The sequence below is a fragment of the Streptomyces sp. NPDC025833 genome (genome assembly GCF_055558055.1).
Map to the genome: position 1 here is coordinate 11,836 of NZ_JBVHNF010000015.1, position 14,400 is coordinate 26,235.

The following is a 14,400-nucleotide window of genomic DNA, read 5'->3' on the forward strand; positions in this document are numbered from 1 at the left end:
ACGGCCCACCCGGCGGGCGGGGCGGCCTGCCGGTGCCTAGCGTGGCAGGGGTGAGCCCTCCGTCCGACTTCGTGCGGCCCGCCGCCCGCCACGGCTGGCCCCAGGCCGTGGCCGCCGTGCTGACCGGGCTGGCCGTGATGGTCCTGGTGGCGGGGCTGGGGCTGTGGGCGGCCGGTGCCGCGGACCTGCCGTCCGGCGCCTTCCCCCGGGTGGTGGCCGCGACCGTGGTGGCGGCGATCGGCGGCAGTGTGCGGCTCTCCGGCGACGCGGGGGTGTTCGCCCGGACGCAGGCCGCCGTCACCGTGCTGCCGCTCTCCGTGACGCTCGCCGGCGCCCTGGTGATCGGTGCCGGGTTCCTGCGGCCGCTCAGGCACCGGGCGGTCGCCTCGGCCGGGGAGCTGGCAGGCTGGGCGGGCCGTGTCGCGGTGCCGTGGCTGGTGGTGCTGGTCGGTCTGGCCTTCGCCGCCCGGCAGACGTTCGCCGTGGACATGGGCAGCGGCACGCTCAGCGACCTCACCGGCCTGTTCGGCATCCGGCCCCGGGTCGGGTTCACCACGGACGTGCCCGCGACGGTCCTGTTCGGGCTGCTGTGGCTGGCGGGCGTCCTGGTGCTCGCGCTGCTGGTCGCGCGGGGCGCGCCGCTGCCGGGACGGCTGCTGTGCCACCAGGAGTCGGTGCGTCCGGCGGCGCACGCGATGATCGAGCTGCTGCTGGCCTACGTCGTCGTCGGGCTCGTCGCCGCCGTGGTCACGGCCGTCACCCGCGGACACGTCGCCGCGGTCTGCGCGCTGGTCCTGCTCGGCCTGCCCAACCTGGCCTGGCCCGCCTTCACCATCGGTACGGGGGCGACCTGGGACGGCCGCGTGCAGGGCCCGTTCGGCCTGCCGATGCCCCATGTCCTGGACGCGGTCCTGCGGACCCCGGACGTCTCCGCGGTCAACCTGCGCTCGCTCACCGAGCACGACGGCCGGATGTGGTGGCTGGTGGTCGTGGACGTCGTCCTGCTGCTCGCCGTCGCCTTCCGGGCGGCCGTCCGCTCGCCGGCCCGGACCCGGCCGTGGCGGCACGCCGTGCGCCTGGCCGTGGCGACGGCCGCGACGGTGCTGATGATCTGCCTGACGGGCCGGATCTCGGCGCACTACGGGCTGTCGCTGCTCGGCATCGGCGACCTGGGCGGCGGGCTGTCCGGCGAGGTGTTCCTGCGGCCCCGGCTGTGGCAGGCGCTGGGTCTGGGCGCGCTGTGGGGGCTGGTGGCCGGCTTCCTGACCGGCCTGCTGGCGGGACCGGTGCGCCGCGCCGGCCCCGTGGAGGCGTCCCGGCCCCGGCACGACCGAGCGGCAGGCGCATAGCAGGACGGACCGGGCTACCGCCGCATCACGGCGGGTTCCTGCCGGCGCAGCAGCCGGGCCACCACGACGCCGTAGAACGCGGCCAGCACCACGAGCATGGCCACGTCGAGCAGCCAGACGCCCGTCTCGTGCCGGAACAGGGGGTCGGCGGACTGCTTGCCGGGCGCGATCCGGGACAGTCCGACGGTGCCCGCCATGGCGCCGAGCGCCCAGCGGGAGGGCACGAGCCACGAGAACTGTTCCAGGCCGGGCACCCCGTGCAGGCTGAGCAGGGCTCCGCAGAAGACGACCTGGACGACGGCGAGCAGCACCAGCAGCGGCATCGTCACCTCCTCCTTGCGCACCAGGGCGGAGACCAGCAGGCCGAGCATCATCGCCGTGAACGCGAGCAGGGCCACGGCCAGCGTGATCTCGACGAGCGGCGGCAGCAAAACGCCCCGCCCGCCCGGGGCGTTGAGGTCGACGCCGAGCAGGGCGACCAGGGTGAGGACGACGGCCTGGGCCACCGTGATCGTGCCGAGCACCACGACCTTGGAGGTCAGGTAACCGGATCTGGGCAGGCCGACGGCCCGTTCCCGCTGGTAGACGGCTCTTTCCTTGACCAGTTCGCGCACCGCGTTGGCGGCGCCGGTGAGCACGGCGCCGACGCACAGGATGAGCAGCGCGTTCATCGCCGTGTTCTGGGTGAGCGTGTCGCCCGCCAGGGCGCGGGCCATGGCACCCATCACGAACGGCAAGGCCACCATGATCAGCATGAAGGTGCGGTCGGCGCTCAGCACGGCCGTGTAGCGGTGGACCAGCGTGGCGACCTGGGCGCCCCAGTGGCGCGGGCGGGGCGGCGGCACCGGGGGGACGGGGACCGGGCCGGGGTGGTGGGGCTGGGTGGTGGCCTCGGTGACGTAGCGCCGGTGCAGCGGTGAGTCCCGGTACTCCCTGGCCCAGTCGCGGTCGCGGTCCCGGTCGAACGCCTCGAAGGCCTCCGGCCAGGCGTCGAAGCCGAAGAAGGCGAGGGTGTCGCCGGGCGGCCCGTAGTAGGCGACCTTGCCGCCGGGGGCGAGGACGAGGAGCCGGTCGCAGACGTCGAGGCTGAGCACGCTGTGGGTGACCACGACGACCGTGTGGCCGTCGTCGGCGAGGCCGCGCAGCATGTGCATCACCGAGCGGTCCATGCCGGGGTCGAGGCCGGAGGTGGGCTCGTCCAGGAAGAGCAGCGAGGGCTTGGTGAGCAGTTCGAGGGCGACGCTGACGCGTTTGCGCTGGCCGCCGGAGAGGGTGTGCACGGTCTGCTCGACGCACTCCTCCAGGTTCAGCTCGTGGACGACCTCGGCCGCCCGGGCGCGCCGCTCGGCCGGGGCGGTGTCCTCGGGGAAGCGCAGCTCGGCGGCGTAGGCGAGGGCGGCCCGCACGGTGAGCTGGGGGTGCAGGATGTCGTCCTGCGGGACGAGACCGATGCGCTGGCGCAGTTCGGGGTAGTCCCGGTAGAGGTCACGGCCGTCGTACAGGACGGTGCCGCGGTCGGCGGGCCGCTGCCCGGTGAGGGCGTTGAGCAGCGTGGACTTGCCGGCGCCGCTCGGTCCGATCACCGCGAGCAGGCACTTCTCCCGCACCGGGAAGGAGATGTTGTCCAGCAGGACCGCCCGGCCGCGGTCGGCGGTGACGGTGAGGTCCTGCACGTCGAGGCGGACCTCGCCGGTGTCGACGTACTCCTGGAGTTCGTCGCCGACCAGGCAGAACGCGGAGTGCCCGATGCCGATGATGTCGCCGGGCCCGACGAGGCCGAGGGTGACGGGCAGGCCGTTGAGGTAGGTGCCGTTGTGGCTGCCGAGGTCGGCGATCTCGTAGGTGCCGTCCGCGTGGGCGCGCAGCTCGGCGTGTTCGCGGGAGACCAGCAGGTCGTCGACGACGAGGTCGTTGTCGGGGGCGCGGCCGATCCGGACGGTCCGCGCGGGCAGCGGGCGGACGCTCGCGGGCCGGCGGAAGGTGCCGGTCAGCTCGGGCTGGGACACGGCGGCGGGCCGGTCCGCGGCCGGTTCCGGGGCGTCGGCCAGGACGGCGCGGGGGCCGTCGGCGGGATCGCCGAAGCGGATCACACTGCCGGGGTGGACCGTGCACCGCCGGACGCGCCGGCCGTCGGCGTACGTGCCGTTGACGCTGTCCCGGTCCTCCACGGTCCAGTGGCCCTCGGGGCAGCTCAGCAGGGCGTGGTGCCAGGAGACCCGGGCGTCGTCGAGGACGATGTCGCTCAGCGGGTCGCGTCCGACCAGGTACTCGTGGCTCGGGGTCATCACCGTGGCGCCCGTCTCGGTCTCCAGGACGAGCTCGGGTGCAGTCGGTAGGACCGGCCGCTCAGCCATGCCGGAAATTCTACCGATTCGTCCACCTGTGTGCGCCGCCCGGGGGTGGGGCCGCGGCCGCCGGTCAGGCGACGGGCAGGGCGAGGCCCGGGACGGTCCGCTGCATGCGCAGCGCGTCGACGGACTCGGCGAGCAGCTCGTACTCGGTGGTGTCGTCACGGGTGGCGATCCGCACCAGTCTGCCGGCGGCCAACTCGTCCGCGACCCGTTCCTGCTGCGCGGGATCGCCGCACCAGGCGCGCAGTACGGCCGGGACGTCGGGGACGGTGGCCGCGACCGGGACGAGCGACCTGGGCGGGAGGTGCCCGGTCCCGGGCTGCGGATCGAGGCGGTTCGCGATCCAGCTCGCGCGGTCGCGCAGCCACCACAGGGCGAGGGGCAGGGTGGGCGCCCGGTAGGTGCCGAGGGGGACTCCGACGCGCCGTCCGCCGCAGGTGCCGTACGCGGTGACATGGCACAGGAATTCGTCGTGCATGACGCCCACTCCCCGTCGTGCTCGTTCGCTCGCCGGCCGGCCTCGCTCTCGGTGCGGCTCATGTGCGGTGCGTGACCGGAACCTCGCTGGAAGTGAAGGCCTCACAGTCGAGTATGTTCATGGCTGAATCACTGTCACCACGTTTTTCCGGCCAGTCTGTTGGCATATTCCGGCGGCCGGCTGGCCGAAAGACCGCGCTCCGGCCCATGACCTCGGGGGTAATCGACCGGCGCCGCCGCACGGGGCAAGGTGGTCGCACCGGGTCACCGAGGACCGGAACCCGGATCCCGACAGGCACCGACCCCTCGATGGAGGCCGATCACCCATGTCCGAGAGCACCGACCGTTACGAGACCGCCGTCCGCCGTTACTTCGACGCCTGGAACGCCGCCGGGCCCGAGGAGCTGGCGAAGGCGGTGGCCGCCGCCTGGACCGAGGGCGGCGGGTACACCGACCCGCTCGTCGACGTCAGCGGACACGAGGCCGTCGCCGCCGTGATCGGCGCCGCCCACGAGCAGTTCCCCGGGTTCGTCTTCCGGCCCACCGGTTCCGTCGACGGCCACCACGACACGGCCCGCTTCTCCTGGGAACTGGTCGCCGAGGCCGACGGGTCCGCCCCGGTCGCCGGCTCGGACGTGCTCACGCTGGACGCGGACGGCCGCATCCGCTCCGTGCTCGGCTTCCTCGACCGGGTGCCCGCGCAAGCGTGAGGGCGCCCGGCACGGGTCCCCGCACCCGCCGGGCGTGCGGCCGACCGGTCGCCCGGCCGACGGTACGCGAGACCGGCCGCGGGGACCGGCCGTACGCAGCCGTCACCCGTGGCCGCAAGGCCGCCATGCGCCCGACGGGAACGGGACGGCCGCCGAAGCCGCCGGACGGTCGTCGGGAGCGGGGGGCGTCCGTAGGCCTTCGGCCCGGCGCCGTCCGGCGCCCCACGGCCCCCCGGCGGCGCCGGACGCTCCCCCGCGGCCGCGTCGGCGGGTCGGGCCGTCAGGCGCTCCGGCCCGCGCGCTCGCCCCGGGGACCACGCGGGGAGTCCCCGGGGCCGGCGCGTGTCTACGGCCTGACGATCGCGTCGATCCGGGCCAGTTCACCGGCGTCGAAGTCCAGGTTGCGGACGGCCGCGACGCTGTCCTCGATCTGCCGCGCGCTGCTCGCTCCGACCAGGGCGGACGTCACCCGCCCGCCGCGCAGCACCCAGGCCAGCGCGAGCTGTGCCAGGGTCTGGCCGCGGGACTCGGCGATCTCGTCGAGCGCGCGCAGCCGGGCCACCAGGTCCTCGGTGACGGCGTCCGAGTTCAGGAACGGGCTGTCGCTCGCCGCCCGGGAGTCCTCCGGGATGCCGTCGAGGTAGCGGCCGGTGAGCAGGCCCTGCTCCAGCGGCGAGTAGACGATGGAGCCCACCTGGAGTTCGTCCAGGGCGTCGAGCAGGCCCTCGTCCTCGGGGCGCCGGTCGAGCATCGAGTAGCGCGGCTGGTGGATGAGGAGCGGGGTGCCGAGGCCGGCGAGGATGCGGGCGGCCTCCCGGGTCTGCTCCGCCGAGTAGTTGGAGAGCCCCACGTAGAGGGCCTTGCCCTGCTGCACCGCCGAGTGCAGGGCGCCCATCGTCTCCTCCAGCGGAGTGTCCGGGTCGGGGCGGTGCGAGTAGAAGATGTCGACGTGGTCCAGGCCCATCCGGGCGAGGCTCTGGTCGAGCGAGGACAGCACGTACTTGCGCGAGCCCCATTCGCCGTACGGGCCGGGCCACATCAGGTAGCCGGCCTTGGTGGAGATCACCAGCTCGTCGCGGTGGCGGGTGAAGTCCGCCTTCAGCGCCTCGCCGAACGCGGACTCGGCGGCGCCGGGCGGCGGGCCGTAGTTGTTCGCCAGGTCGAAGTGGGTCACGCCGAGGTCGAAGGCGCGGCGGAGGATGGCCCGCTGGGTGTCGACGGGCCGGTCGGGCCCGAAGTTGTGCCAGAGGCCGAGCGACAGGGCGGGCAGCTTCAGTCCGCTGCGGCCGGTGCGCCGGTAGGGCATGTCGGCGTAGCGGTCGGGGTGTGCGGTGTACAACGCGACTCCAGAGGGGTGGGCACACGGTCTGCCCGTCCACTCTTCCCCCGGCCGCGCACAGTGGTCCAACAGGAGAATCCGATGGAATTCAGCGGATAGGCTTCTGAATCATGGAACTGCGCCATCTCCAGCACTTCGTCGCGGTCGCCGAGGACCAGCATTTCACCCGGGCCGCCGAACGCCTGATGGTGTCCCAGTCGGGGCTGTCGGCGTCCATCCGCGCGCTGGAGCGCGAACTGCGGGCGCCGCTGTTCGTCCGGACCACCCGCCGGGTGACGCTCACCGAGGCCGGGCGGGCGCTGCTGGCGGAGGCCGAACGGATCCTCGCGCAGGTGCGGGCGGCGCACGAGGCCGTCGCCGCGGTGCAGGGGGTGCTGCGCGGCACGCTCTCGCTCGGCACCGAGCAGTGCATCGCCGGGGTGCACGTGGCCCGGCTGCTCGCGGCGTTCCGGGGGCGGCACCCGGACGTGGAGATCCGCCTGCGGCAGGCGGGGTCGGGGGCACTGGCGGAAGAGGTCGCGGCCGGACGTCTCGACCTGGCCTTCGCCTACCGCACCCAGGCCGACACCGACCAGCTCAGATCGGTGTCGCTGGCCGGCGAGCCGATGACGGTGCTGTGCCATCCGAGCCACCGCCTCGCCTCGGCCCCGGCGGTGCTCGGGCCCGGCGACCTCGCCGGGGAGGTCTTCGTCGACTTCCACCCCGACTGGGGTCCGCGCCGCACCACGGACGCCGCGTTCGCCGCGGCCGGGGTCCGGCGCACGGTCGCGCTGGAGGTGAACGACGTGCACAGCCTGCTGGACCTGGTGGACGAGAACCTCGGGATCGCCGTCGTACCCCGGCACTTCCGGCACAAGCGGCCCTCGCTCACGGCGCTGCCGCTGAAGGCGGCGGCCGCGGTGGAGTACGAGACCGTGGCCCTGCTGCCGCCGGACCGCGCCACCAGCCCCGCCGCCCGGGCGCTCGTCACGCTGCTGGAGACGGAGGGCGGGACCGGGAACCCGGTACCGCCCCCGCAGCGGCCCGGAACACTGTGAGCCGGGGCGGGCCGGCGGCGTGGGCCGGCCCCTCGGGAGCCGGATTCCGGACGCGTGAGCGGCGCCGGTTTGCGATGGTGGACGGTATGCATGCCAAGGACATCCTCATCGAAGGCTTCGGCCGCATCCGGGAAGAAGTCCAGGCCGCCCTCGACGGCCTCGGCCCGGACGGACTGCACCACCGCCCGGCACCCGACGCCAACTCCGTCGCCTGGCTGGTCTGGCACCTCACCCGCGTCCAGGACGACCACGTCGCCGACGCCTTCGGCCTCGACCAGGTGTGGCTCGCGCAGGACTGGGCGAAGCGGTTCGGCCTCGACCTGCCCCGGCAGGACACCGGCTACGGGCACAGTCCGGCGGAGGTCGCGAAGGTCCGGGTGGAGTCGGCGGACCTGCTGACCCGGTACTACGACGCCGTCCACGAGCAGACCCTGGAAGCCCTGCGCTCACTGGCCGCCAAGGACCTCGAACGGGTCGTGGACGAACGCTGGGACCCGCCGGTCACACTGGGGGTCCGCCTGGTGAGCGTCCTGTCCGACGACCTTCAGCACGCCGGACAGGCCGCCTACCTCAAGGGACTGGTTCAGAGCGCGGCCGCGTAGGCCGGCAGGACGACGTCCTCGATGAGGGCCTTGCGCTCGTCGAACGGGATGAACGCGCTCTTGAGGGCGTTCACCGTGACCGTGCGCAGGTCCTCGACGCCCCAGCCCGCCTCCTCGACCAGCAGGGACATCTCCCGGGTCATCGTCGTCCCCGACACCAGGCGGTTGTCGGTGTTGAGGGTGACCCGGAAGCCGAGGTCCTTCAGCGCGGTGATCGGGTGCTCGGCGATCGAGGTGGCGCAGCCGGTCTGGAGGTTGGAGGTGGGGCACATCTCCAGGGCGATCCGGCGGTCGCGCACCCAGGAGGCGAGACGGCCGAGCTTGCCGTCCACGATGTCCTCGGTCAGCCGCACGCCGTGGCCGATGCGCTGGGCCCCGCACACCTGGAGCGCCTGGTGGATGCTGGGCAGGCCGTGCGCCTCGCCGGCGTGGATGGTGAACGGCACGCTCTCGCGGCGCAGGTGCTCGAAGGCGTCGAGGTGGTCGGCGGGCGGGAAGCCGTCCTCGGCACCGGCGATGTCGAAGCCGACGACGCCGGCGTCCCGGAAGGCGACCGCCAGGTCGGCGGCCTCGCGGACCCGGTCGAACATGCGCATGCCGCACAGCAGGGTACCGACCTGGACCGGCGTGCCGGCGGCGGCCGCCTTCGCCATGCCGGCGGCCAGGCCCTCCTGCACGGTCGCCACGACCTCGCTCGGCGACAGGCCGCCGTTGGTGTTCAGCTCGGGGGCGTAGCGCACCTCGGCGTAGACGACGCCGTCGGCGGCGAGGTCGAGGACGTACTCCTCGGCGGTGCGCAGCAGGCCCTCGCGGGTCTGCATGACGGCGAGGGTGTGCTCGAAGGTGGCGATGTAGCGGACCAGGTCACCCGAGTTGGCGGCCTCGACGTACCAGGCGGCCAGTTCGCCGGGGTCGGTGGTGGGCAGCCGGTGACCGACCGCGGCCGCGAGCTCGACGACGGTGGCGGGGCGCAGGCCGCCGTCGAGGTGGTCGTGCAGGACGGCCTTGGGGAGCCGGCGGAGGGTCTCGGTGTCGATGCGGCGGGGCGCGGTCATGGCAGGGCGTTCCTCGGCGGGTGGGTCGGGACGGGTGGTCCGGAAGTGGTCAGGCGGCGGGCTGCAGCAGGTCCCAGCGGTTGCCGTACAGGTCCTGGAAGACGGCGACCGTGCCGTACGGCTCGTGGCGCGGCTCCTCCAGGAAGGTGACGCCCGCGGCGGTCATCCTGGCGTGGTCGCGGGCGAAGTCGTCGGTGTGCAGGAAGAAGCCGACGCGCCCGCCGGTCTGGTCGCCGGCCCGGGCCCGCTGCTCCTCGCCCTTGGCGCGGGCCAGGAGCAGACCGGTGCCGTGGCCGTCGCCGGGCTCGACGACGACCCAGCGGGAGCCGTCGGGCCGCGGGACGTCCTCGGTGAGACGGAACCCGAGGGCCTCGGTGTAGAAGCGGATGGCCTCGTCGTAGTCGTGGACCACGAGCGCGACCAGGGCGACACGACGCATGGCGACCTTCCGGTGGAGCTGGTTAGCCGGTGAGGTTATACGTAAAACTCTCCGGACGCCAGTCCCGTTCTACGCGCGTCACATACGGGTGGGGCGGAAGGCGGCACCGGCCGTGCGGACGGGCGGGACCCGCGGGGGACGGCAGGCCTTTACGCGCCTTTCGCGCGGCCGACGGCGGCTCGGGAACAGGGGCGCGCGCACACCGCCGCTCCCCTGCGGCGAAAGGGGTCCGGTCCGGGTTTCGGGGGGACGCGATACTCCGCCGCCCCTCCCCCGTCAGCCCTTACGGCGCGGGCGGGCCCGCTCGCGCCTCACGGCCCGGCGTCGCCCTGCGCGACCTCGACGCGGTGGTGGGCGTCCACCGTCCCGGTGATCGCAGGACAGGGCGGCGCAGGCGACGAGGAGCAGGGCGGCCGGCGCGGGCGGCCCGCGGGGCGGCCAGCAGGGCCTGGACACGCTGCGGGACGGGGCCGGTGGTCGCCCCGGGCGCGAAGCCGGGGCGCGCGGAGCGGGCGTCCCGTCCGGCGAGGGCCGCGCGGGCGACGGCCCGGGCGGCCAGCCGCCGGTCGCCGCGAGCCGGATCGTCTCGCGGACCCGGCGCAGCGCGGGGTGGCAGTGGGCCGCGAGTTCGGCGGCGGCGAGGGCGTAGTGATGGCCGCCCGCGTTGTGCGCGCGCTCGTGGGCGAGCAGCACCCGCCGCTCGGGGCCGTCCAGGGCGCGGAGCATCGCGGTGGTCACGACGACCCGGTGCGGGCGGCCCGGCAGGGCGTACGCGTCGGGGCGCGGCGACTCCACCACGCACAGGTCACCGGCGGCGGGCCCGCGCCGAGCCTCCGCGCGGGCCGCGCGGAAGACGCGGGTCTGGTCCGCGACCGAGCGGACGAGGGTCCCCCCGCACACGGCGAGCGCACTGGCCGACGCGGCGGCGGCCGGGACCACGAAGAGGTCGGAGGCGGTGCGCAGCGGGTGGATCAGCTCGCCGAAGGCGGCGAAGAACGGCAGCTTCAGCAGACCGAGCAGCAGGAACACGCCGAGCGCGGTGGCCGAGCAGCCGGCGAGCAGCACCGTGCAGACGGTGACGGACCACAGGGCGACGACCGGGGTCAGCCGGTCCAGGGCCCGGCGGGCCAGGGACGGCAGCGCGAACGGCAGCAGCAGGGGGAGCAGGAGGAGCGCGGTCATCAGCCGTCGGTTTCGAGCAGGTGCCGCAGGACGCGCTCGTCGTCGGGGTTGAGCTGGGCGACGAAGCGGGCCAGAACCGTCTCGCGGTCGCTGTCCCGGTCCAGCTCGGTGTGCATCCGGCGGGCGGTGAGACCGTGGGCGTCCTGGACCTCCCGGACGGGGAAGTAGGCGTATCCCCGGCCCTGGCGGCGCCGGTCGACCACACCCTTGTCGTGCAGGCGGGTGAGGATGGTCGTCACCGTGGTGCGGGCGAGTTCCGTGCCGAGGCTCAGCTGGACCTGGCCGGGGGTCTGGGGCTCGGCGGCGGCCCAGAGCGCGGCCAGGACGCTCGCTTCGAGCTCACCGGCCGGCCGGCGTTCGTCCTTGGCGTCCGTCATGGGGACGTCCCTCACCCCGTCTCGTCTGCTGTCCGGGAGTACCCCGTCTACAGGATTGTAGTTGGCCGGGTGGGGAGGTACGGGCGGGGTGGGTACGGACGCCTGGCGGACCCGTCCGGGCGGGGTGGCTACGGACGCCTGGCGGACCCGTCCGGGCGGGCCCGAGCGCCGCACACCGAAGCCGCGCGGGCGGACCGGCGCTCACCGGCTCGGCGGAAGAACCGCGAGAATCCGCGGTATGACCCTCACCCCGCACCCGCTCGTCGCCACCGCCCGCCGGCTCGCCGCGGACCTGCTCGCCCCCGAGGCCGAACGGGTCGACCGGGAAGGCGTGCCCGCGAGCCACATCGAGGCGGTGAAGCGGTCGGGGCTGCTCGGGGTGGCCGCACCGGCGGACCACGGCGGCGCGGGCGCGCCGCCCGCCGTGCAGCGTGTCACCGCGGAGATCCTGGCCGGGGCGTGCTGCGCGACCTGGTTCGTGCAGACCCAGCACCACACGCCGGTGCAGACCCTGGCGCGGGGGGACGGCCCGGTGCGGGAGCGGCTGCTCGGCCCGCTGTCCCGCGGTGAGCTGCTGGCCGGGGTGGCGTACGCGCACCTGCGGTCGTACCCTCGCCGCCCGGTCCGGGTCAGCCGGGAGGGCGGCGGCCTGCGGTTCGACGGAACCGTCCCCTGGTACACCGGCTGGGGGCTGAACGACGTACTGCTGCTGGCCGGCGCGACCGACGCCGGCGAGGTGGTGTTCGCCTTCGTGGAGGCCCGCGAGCAGCCGGGGCTGCGGGCGTCGGAGCCCCTGCGGCTGGCGGCCCTCACCGCGTCGCGCACGGTGTCGCTGGAGCTGGACGGTCTGCGGGTGCCCGAGGAGGCGGTGGCGCTGCGCGCGCCGTACGAGCGGTGGGCCGCGGGCGACCGGGCCAGGACGGTGGGCACCGGCCCGGCGGTGTTCGGCGTGGCGGAGGCCGCCCTGTCCCTGCTGGACGGCGAGCCGGCCGACTCGCTGCGCGCCCGCCTCGCCGACGTCCGCAACCGGGCGTACGCCTTGGCCGACGAACCGGCACCGGACGGCGCCGGGGCGGGGCCGGAGTCGTTCGACGCGTGGGCGCGGGTACGGCTCGGCGTGCGCGCGGAGGCGTTCGAGGTGCTGCGCGCGGCCACCACGGCGGCGGTGGTGGCCGGCGGCGGCCGTGCGCTTGCCCTGACGAGCCGCGCCCAGCGGCTGGCCCGCGAGGCGCTGTTCCTGCTGGTGCAGGGCCAGACGGCCGAGTCACGCGCCGCCCACCTGGGGGTGCTGGCCGGGGCACAGACCGGTACGGGAGGACGCCACGGGTGAGACCGGTGGGACCGGCGGGCCCCAGGCGACGGCCCCGGTCACGCGGTCGGCGCACTCCGGGCGGGCGGCCGTGCCCCGGCCGGCCCGGGCGGCGACCGGTCGGGCCGGCGTCCAGCACGGGTGAGCACGAGCACGGACGGGTACGGCGCCCGCGTGACGCTCCGGGACGCGACGGCCGGGCTCAGGCGCGGCCGTCCTCCTCCTGGCCCTCGACCACCACCAGGAACGCGTCCGACGCCAGGTCCATCACCACGGTCGCCCGTTCCCCCTCGGCACGCCGGGCCGCCGCGAACTCCTCGGCAGGCCACGACCCGCGCGGGGCCCCGGCGGGAAAACGCTCCAACACCTTCGCACTCATGGCGGCGGCCACCTCCTGTGTCCCGGAACGCGGACGGAATGACGGAATGTACGTGTTGTGCTGATCCTGCTGCCCCCGATCGGCGCAGACATGTCACCGTCCGGGCCCCCGCTCCGCCGCCGTTCCGGTGAGGAGCGCATCCGGGGGCGCGTCCCGGCGGGAAGTCCTCCCCGAGGGGGGCCACCGACACGAAGGACCTGTTCTGCGATGAACCACGACGACTCGGCGGGCGGGCTCCGCTGCCTGGTGACCGGCGCCACCGGCTACATCGGCGGCCGGCTGGTGCCGGAGCTGCTGGAGGCCGGGCACCGGGTGCGCTGCCTCGCCCGCTCCCCCGGCAAGCTGCGCGACCACCCGTGGGCCGGGGACGTGGAGGTGGTGCGGGGCGACGTCACCGACGCCGGCTCGCTCGCCGATGCCATGCGGGACGTCGACGTGGCCTACTACCTGGTGCACGCGCTCGGCAGCGGCGGTGACTTCGAGGAGACGGACCGCCGGGCGGCCCGCGTCTTCGGGGAGCAGGCGAAGGCGGCCGGGGTGCGGCGCATCGTGTACCTCGGCGGTCTCGCGCCGGCAGCGCTGCCCGAGGAGCGGCTCTCCCCGCACCTCAGGTCCCGGGCGGAGGTCGGCCGCATCCTGCTGGCCTCGGGCGTGCCGACGGCCGTGCTGCGGGCCGCCGTCATCATCGGTTCCGGCTCGGCGTCCTTCGAGATGCTGCGGTACCTCACCGAACGCCTGCCGGTGATGGTCACCCCGAGCTGGGTGCGCACCCGCATCCAGCCCATCGCGGTGCGCGACGTACTGCGCCTCCTCGTCGGCAGCGCCGGTCTGCCGGACGACGTCAACCGCTCCTTCGACATCGGCGGGCCGGACATCCTGACGTACCGGGACATGATGGCCCGGTACGCGCGCGCGGCGGGCCTCCCCCGGCGGCTGATCGTGCCGGTGCCGGTCCTCACCCCGGGTCTCTCCAGCCACTGGGTGGGGCTCGTCACGCCCGTCCCGGCGTCCATCGCCCGGCCGCTGACGGAGTCGCTGCGGTACGAGGTGGTGTGCCGGGAGCACGACATCGCCCGGTACCTGCCCGATCCGCCGGGCCACCCGCTCGGTTTCGACCAGGCGGTACGGCTGGCCCTGCGCCGGGTGCGGGAGGCGACGGTGAGCACGCGCTGGTCGTCCGCGTCCGTGCCGGGCGCGCCCAGCGAGCCGTTGCCGACCGACCCCGACTGGGCGGGCGGCAGCCTGTACACCGACCTGCGCGAGACGACGGTGGACGCTCCCGTGCCCGCGCTGTGGCGGGTGATCGAGGGGGTCGGCGGGGAGCACGGCTGGTACTCCTTCCCGCTGGCCTGGAGCCTGCGCGGCTGGCTGGACCGGCTCGCCGGCGGGGTCGGCCTGCGCCGGGGCCGCCGGGACGCGGAGCGGCTGCGGGTGGGCGACTCGCTCGACTTCTGGCGGGTGGAGGAGATCGAGCCCGGCCGGCTGCTTCGGCTGCGGGCGGAGATGCGGCTGCCCGGTCTGGCCTGGCTGGAGATGTACGCCGAGCCGGACGGCGAGGGGCGCAGCCGGTACCGGCAGCGGGCCCTGTTCCACCCGCACGGGCTGCTCGGCCACGCGTACTGGTGGGCGGTGTCGCCCTTCCACGCGGTGGTCTTCGGCGGTATGGCCCGCAACATCGCCCGGGCGGCGGCCCGGGAGGCACCCGCGTCCGGCGGCTGAGCCGCAGGTCCCCGAACCGACCGCACCGCGGTCCCGGCGGACGCGCGCCCGCCGGGCCTGAACCGCCCGCAGCGG

The 14,400-nt window shown here is 75.0% G+C and carries 13 protein-coding genes and 1 pseudogene; 6 read left to right on the top strand and 8 right to left on the bottom strand.

Annotated elements, in window-relative coordinates:
• Positions 1–50 precede the first annotated feature (50 nt).
• The gene (locus ACZ4K2_RS25900) at positions 51–1,349 is read left to right on the top strand and encodes a streptophobe family protein (RefSeq protein WP_467476545.1); all 1,299 of its coding nucleotides are present in this window, start codon (positions 51–53) and stop codon (positions 1,347–1,349) included.
• 14 nt (positions 1,350–1,363) lie between these two features.
• Here ACZ4K2_RS25900 and ACZ4K2_RS25905 read toward each other — a convergent pair whose 3' ends face one another.
• Both ACZ4K2_RS25905 and ACZ4K2_RS25910 read right to left on the bottom strand, forming a co-directional pair.
• The gene (locus ACZ4K2_RS25905; RefSeq protein WP_467476543.1) at positions 1,364–3,703 is read right to left on the bottom strand and encodes an FHA domain-containing protein; all 2,340 of its coding nucleotides are present in this window, start codon (positions 3,701–3,703) and stop codon (positions 1,364–1,366) included.
• A 64-nt stretch (positions 3,704–3,767) separates the two neighbouring features.
• Complete coding sequence (locus tag ACZ4K2_RS25910) at positions 3,768–4,178, bottom strand: hypothetical protein (RefSeq protein WP_467476541.1); 411 nt, start codon at positions 4,176–4,178, stop codon at positions 3,768–3,770.
• 325 nt (positions 4,179–4,503) lie between these two features.
• On the opposite strand from ACZ4K2_RS25910, the gene ACZ4K2_RS25915 reads away from it, so the two are divergent.
• Positions 4,504–4,887 (top strand): nuclear transport factor 2 family protein, encoded by a 384-nt coding sequence (locus tag ACZ4K2_RS25915; RefSeq protein ID WP_467476539.1) that lies wholly within the window; start codon positions 4,504–4,506, stop codon positions 4,885–4,887.
• A 346-nt stretch (positions 4,888–5,233) separates the two neighbouring features.
• On the opposite strand, the gene mgrA is transcribed toward ACZ4K2_RS25915, so the two are convergent.
• Positions 5,234–6,226, bottom strand: a complete 993-nt coding sequence (gene mgrA / locus ACZ4K2_RS25920; RefSeq protein WP_467476537.1) for an L-glyceraldehyde 3-phosphate reductase — start codon at positions 6,224–6,226, stop codon at positions 5,234–5,236.
• 110 nt (positions 6,227–6,336) lie between these two features.
• On the opposite strand from mgrA, the gene ACZ4K2_RS25925 reads away from it, so the two are divergent.
• Positions 6,337–7,263 (top strand): LysR family transcriptional regulator, encoded by a 927-nt coding sequence (locus tag ACZ4K2_RS25925; protein ID WP_467476535.1) that lies wholly within the window; start codon positions 6,337–6,339, stop codon positions 7,261–7,263.
• 86 nt (positions 7,264–7,349) lie between these two features.
• Positions 7,350–7,865 (top strand): mycothiol transferase, encoded by a 516-nt coding sequence (locus ACZ4K2_RS25930; protein WP_467476534.1) that lies wholly within the window; start codon positions 7,350–7,352, stop codon positions 7,863–7,865.
• On the opposite strand, the gene ACZ4K2_RS25935 is transcribed toward ACZ4K2_RS25930, so the two are convergent.
• The 4 genes and pseudogenes from ACZ4K2_RS25935 to ACZ4K2_RS25950 form a co-directional block, all read right to left on the bottom strand.
• A complete protein-coding gene (locus tag ACZ4K2_RS25935; protein WP_467476532.1) occupies positions 7,847–8,920 on the bottom strand; it encodes an adenosine deaminase in 1,074 nt (357 codons plus the stop codon). The genes ACZ4K2_RS25930 and ACZ4K2_RS25935 overlap by 19 nt on opposite strands.
• 49 nt (positions 8,921–8,969) lie before the next feature.
• Positions 8,970–9,359 carry a VOC family protein gene (locus tag ACZ4K2_RS25940; protein ID WP_467476530.1) on the bottom strand — a complete coding sequence of 130 codons (390 nt, stop codon included), beginning with the start codon at positions 9,357–9,359 and terminating at the stop codon, positions 8,970–8,972.
• 311 nt (positions 9,360–9,670) lie between these two features.
• A pseudogene (locus ACZ4K2_RS25945) lies at positions 9,671–10,541 on the bottom strand (M48 family metalloprotease).
• Positions 10,541–10,918 (bottom strand): BlaI/MecI/CopY family transcriptional regulator, encoded by a 378-nt coding sequence (locus ACZ4K2_RS25950; protein ID WP_467476528.1) that lies wholly within the window; start codon positions 10,916–10,918, stop codon positions 10,541–10,543. Before ACZ4K2_RS25950 ends, ACZ4K2_RS25945 begins: the two are co-directional and overlap by 1 nt.
• A gap of 238 nt (positions 10,919–11,156) precedes the next feature.
• Here ACZ4K2_RS25950 and ACZ4K2_RS25955 point away from each other — a divergent pair, with 238 nt between their 5' ends.
• Positions 11,157–12,248, top strand: coding sequence for an acyl-CoA dehydrogenase family protein (locus ACZ4K2_RS25955; RefSeq protein WP_467476526.1), 1,092 nt, complete (start codon positions 11,157–11,159; stop codon positions 12,246–12,248).
• A 181-nt stretch (positions 12,249–12,429) separates the two neighbouring features.
• On the opposite strand, the gene ACZ4K2_RS25960 is transcribed toward ACZ4K2_RS25955, so the two are convergent.
• Positions 12,430–12,606 (bottom strand): hypothetical protein, encoded by a 177-nt coding sequence (locus ACZ4K2_RS25960; protein ID WP_467476524.1) that lies wholly within the window; start codon positions 12,604–12,606, stop codon positions 12,430–12,432.
• A 207-nt stretch (positions 12,607–12,813) separates the two neighbouring features.
• Between ACZ4K2_RS25960 and ACZ4K2_RS25965 the strand changes: the two genes are divergently transcribed.
• On the top strand, positions 12,814–14,325 hold the full coding sequence (locus ACZ4K2_RS25965; RefSeq protein WP_467476521.1) for an SDR family oxidoreductase: 1,512 nt from the start codon (positions 12,814–12,816) through the stop codon (positions 14,323–14,325).
• Positions 14,326–14,400: the final 75 nt, after the last annotated feature.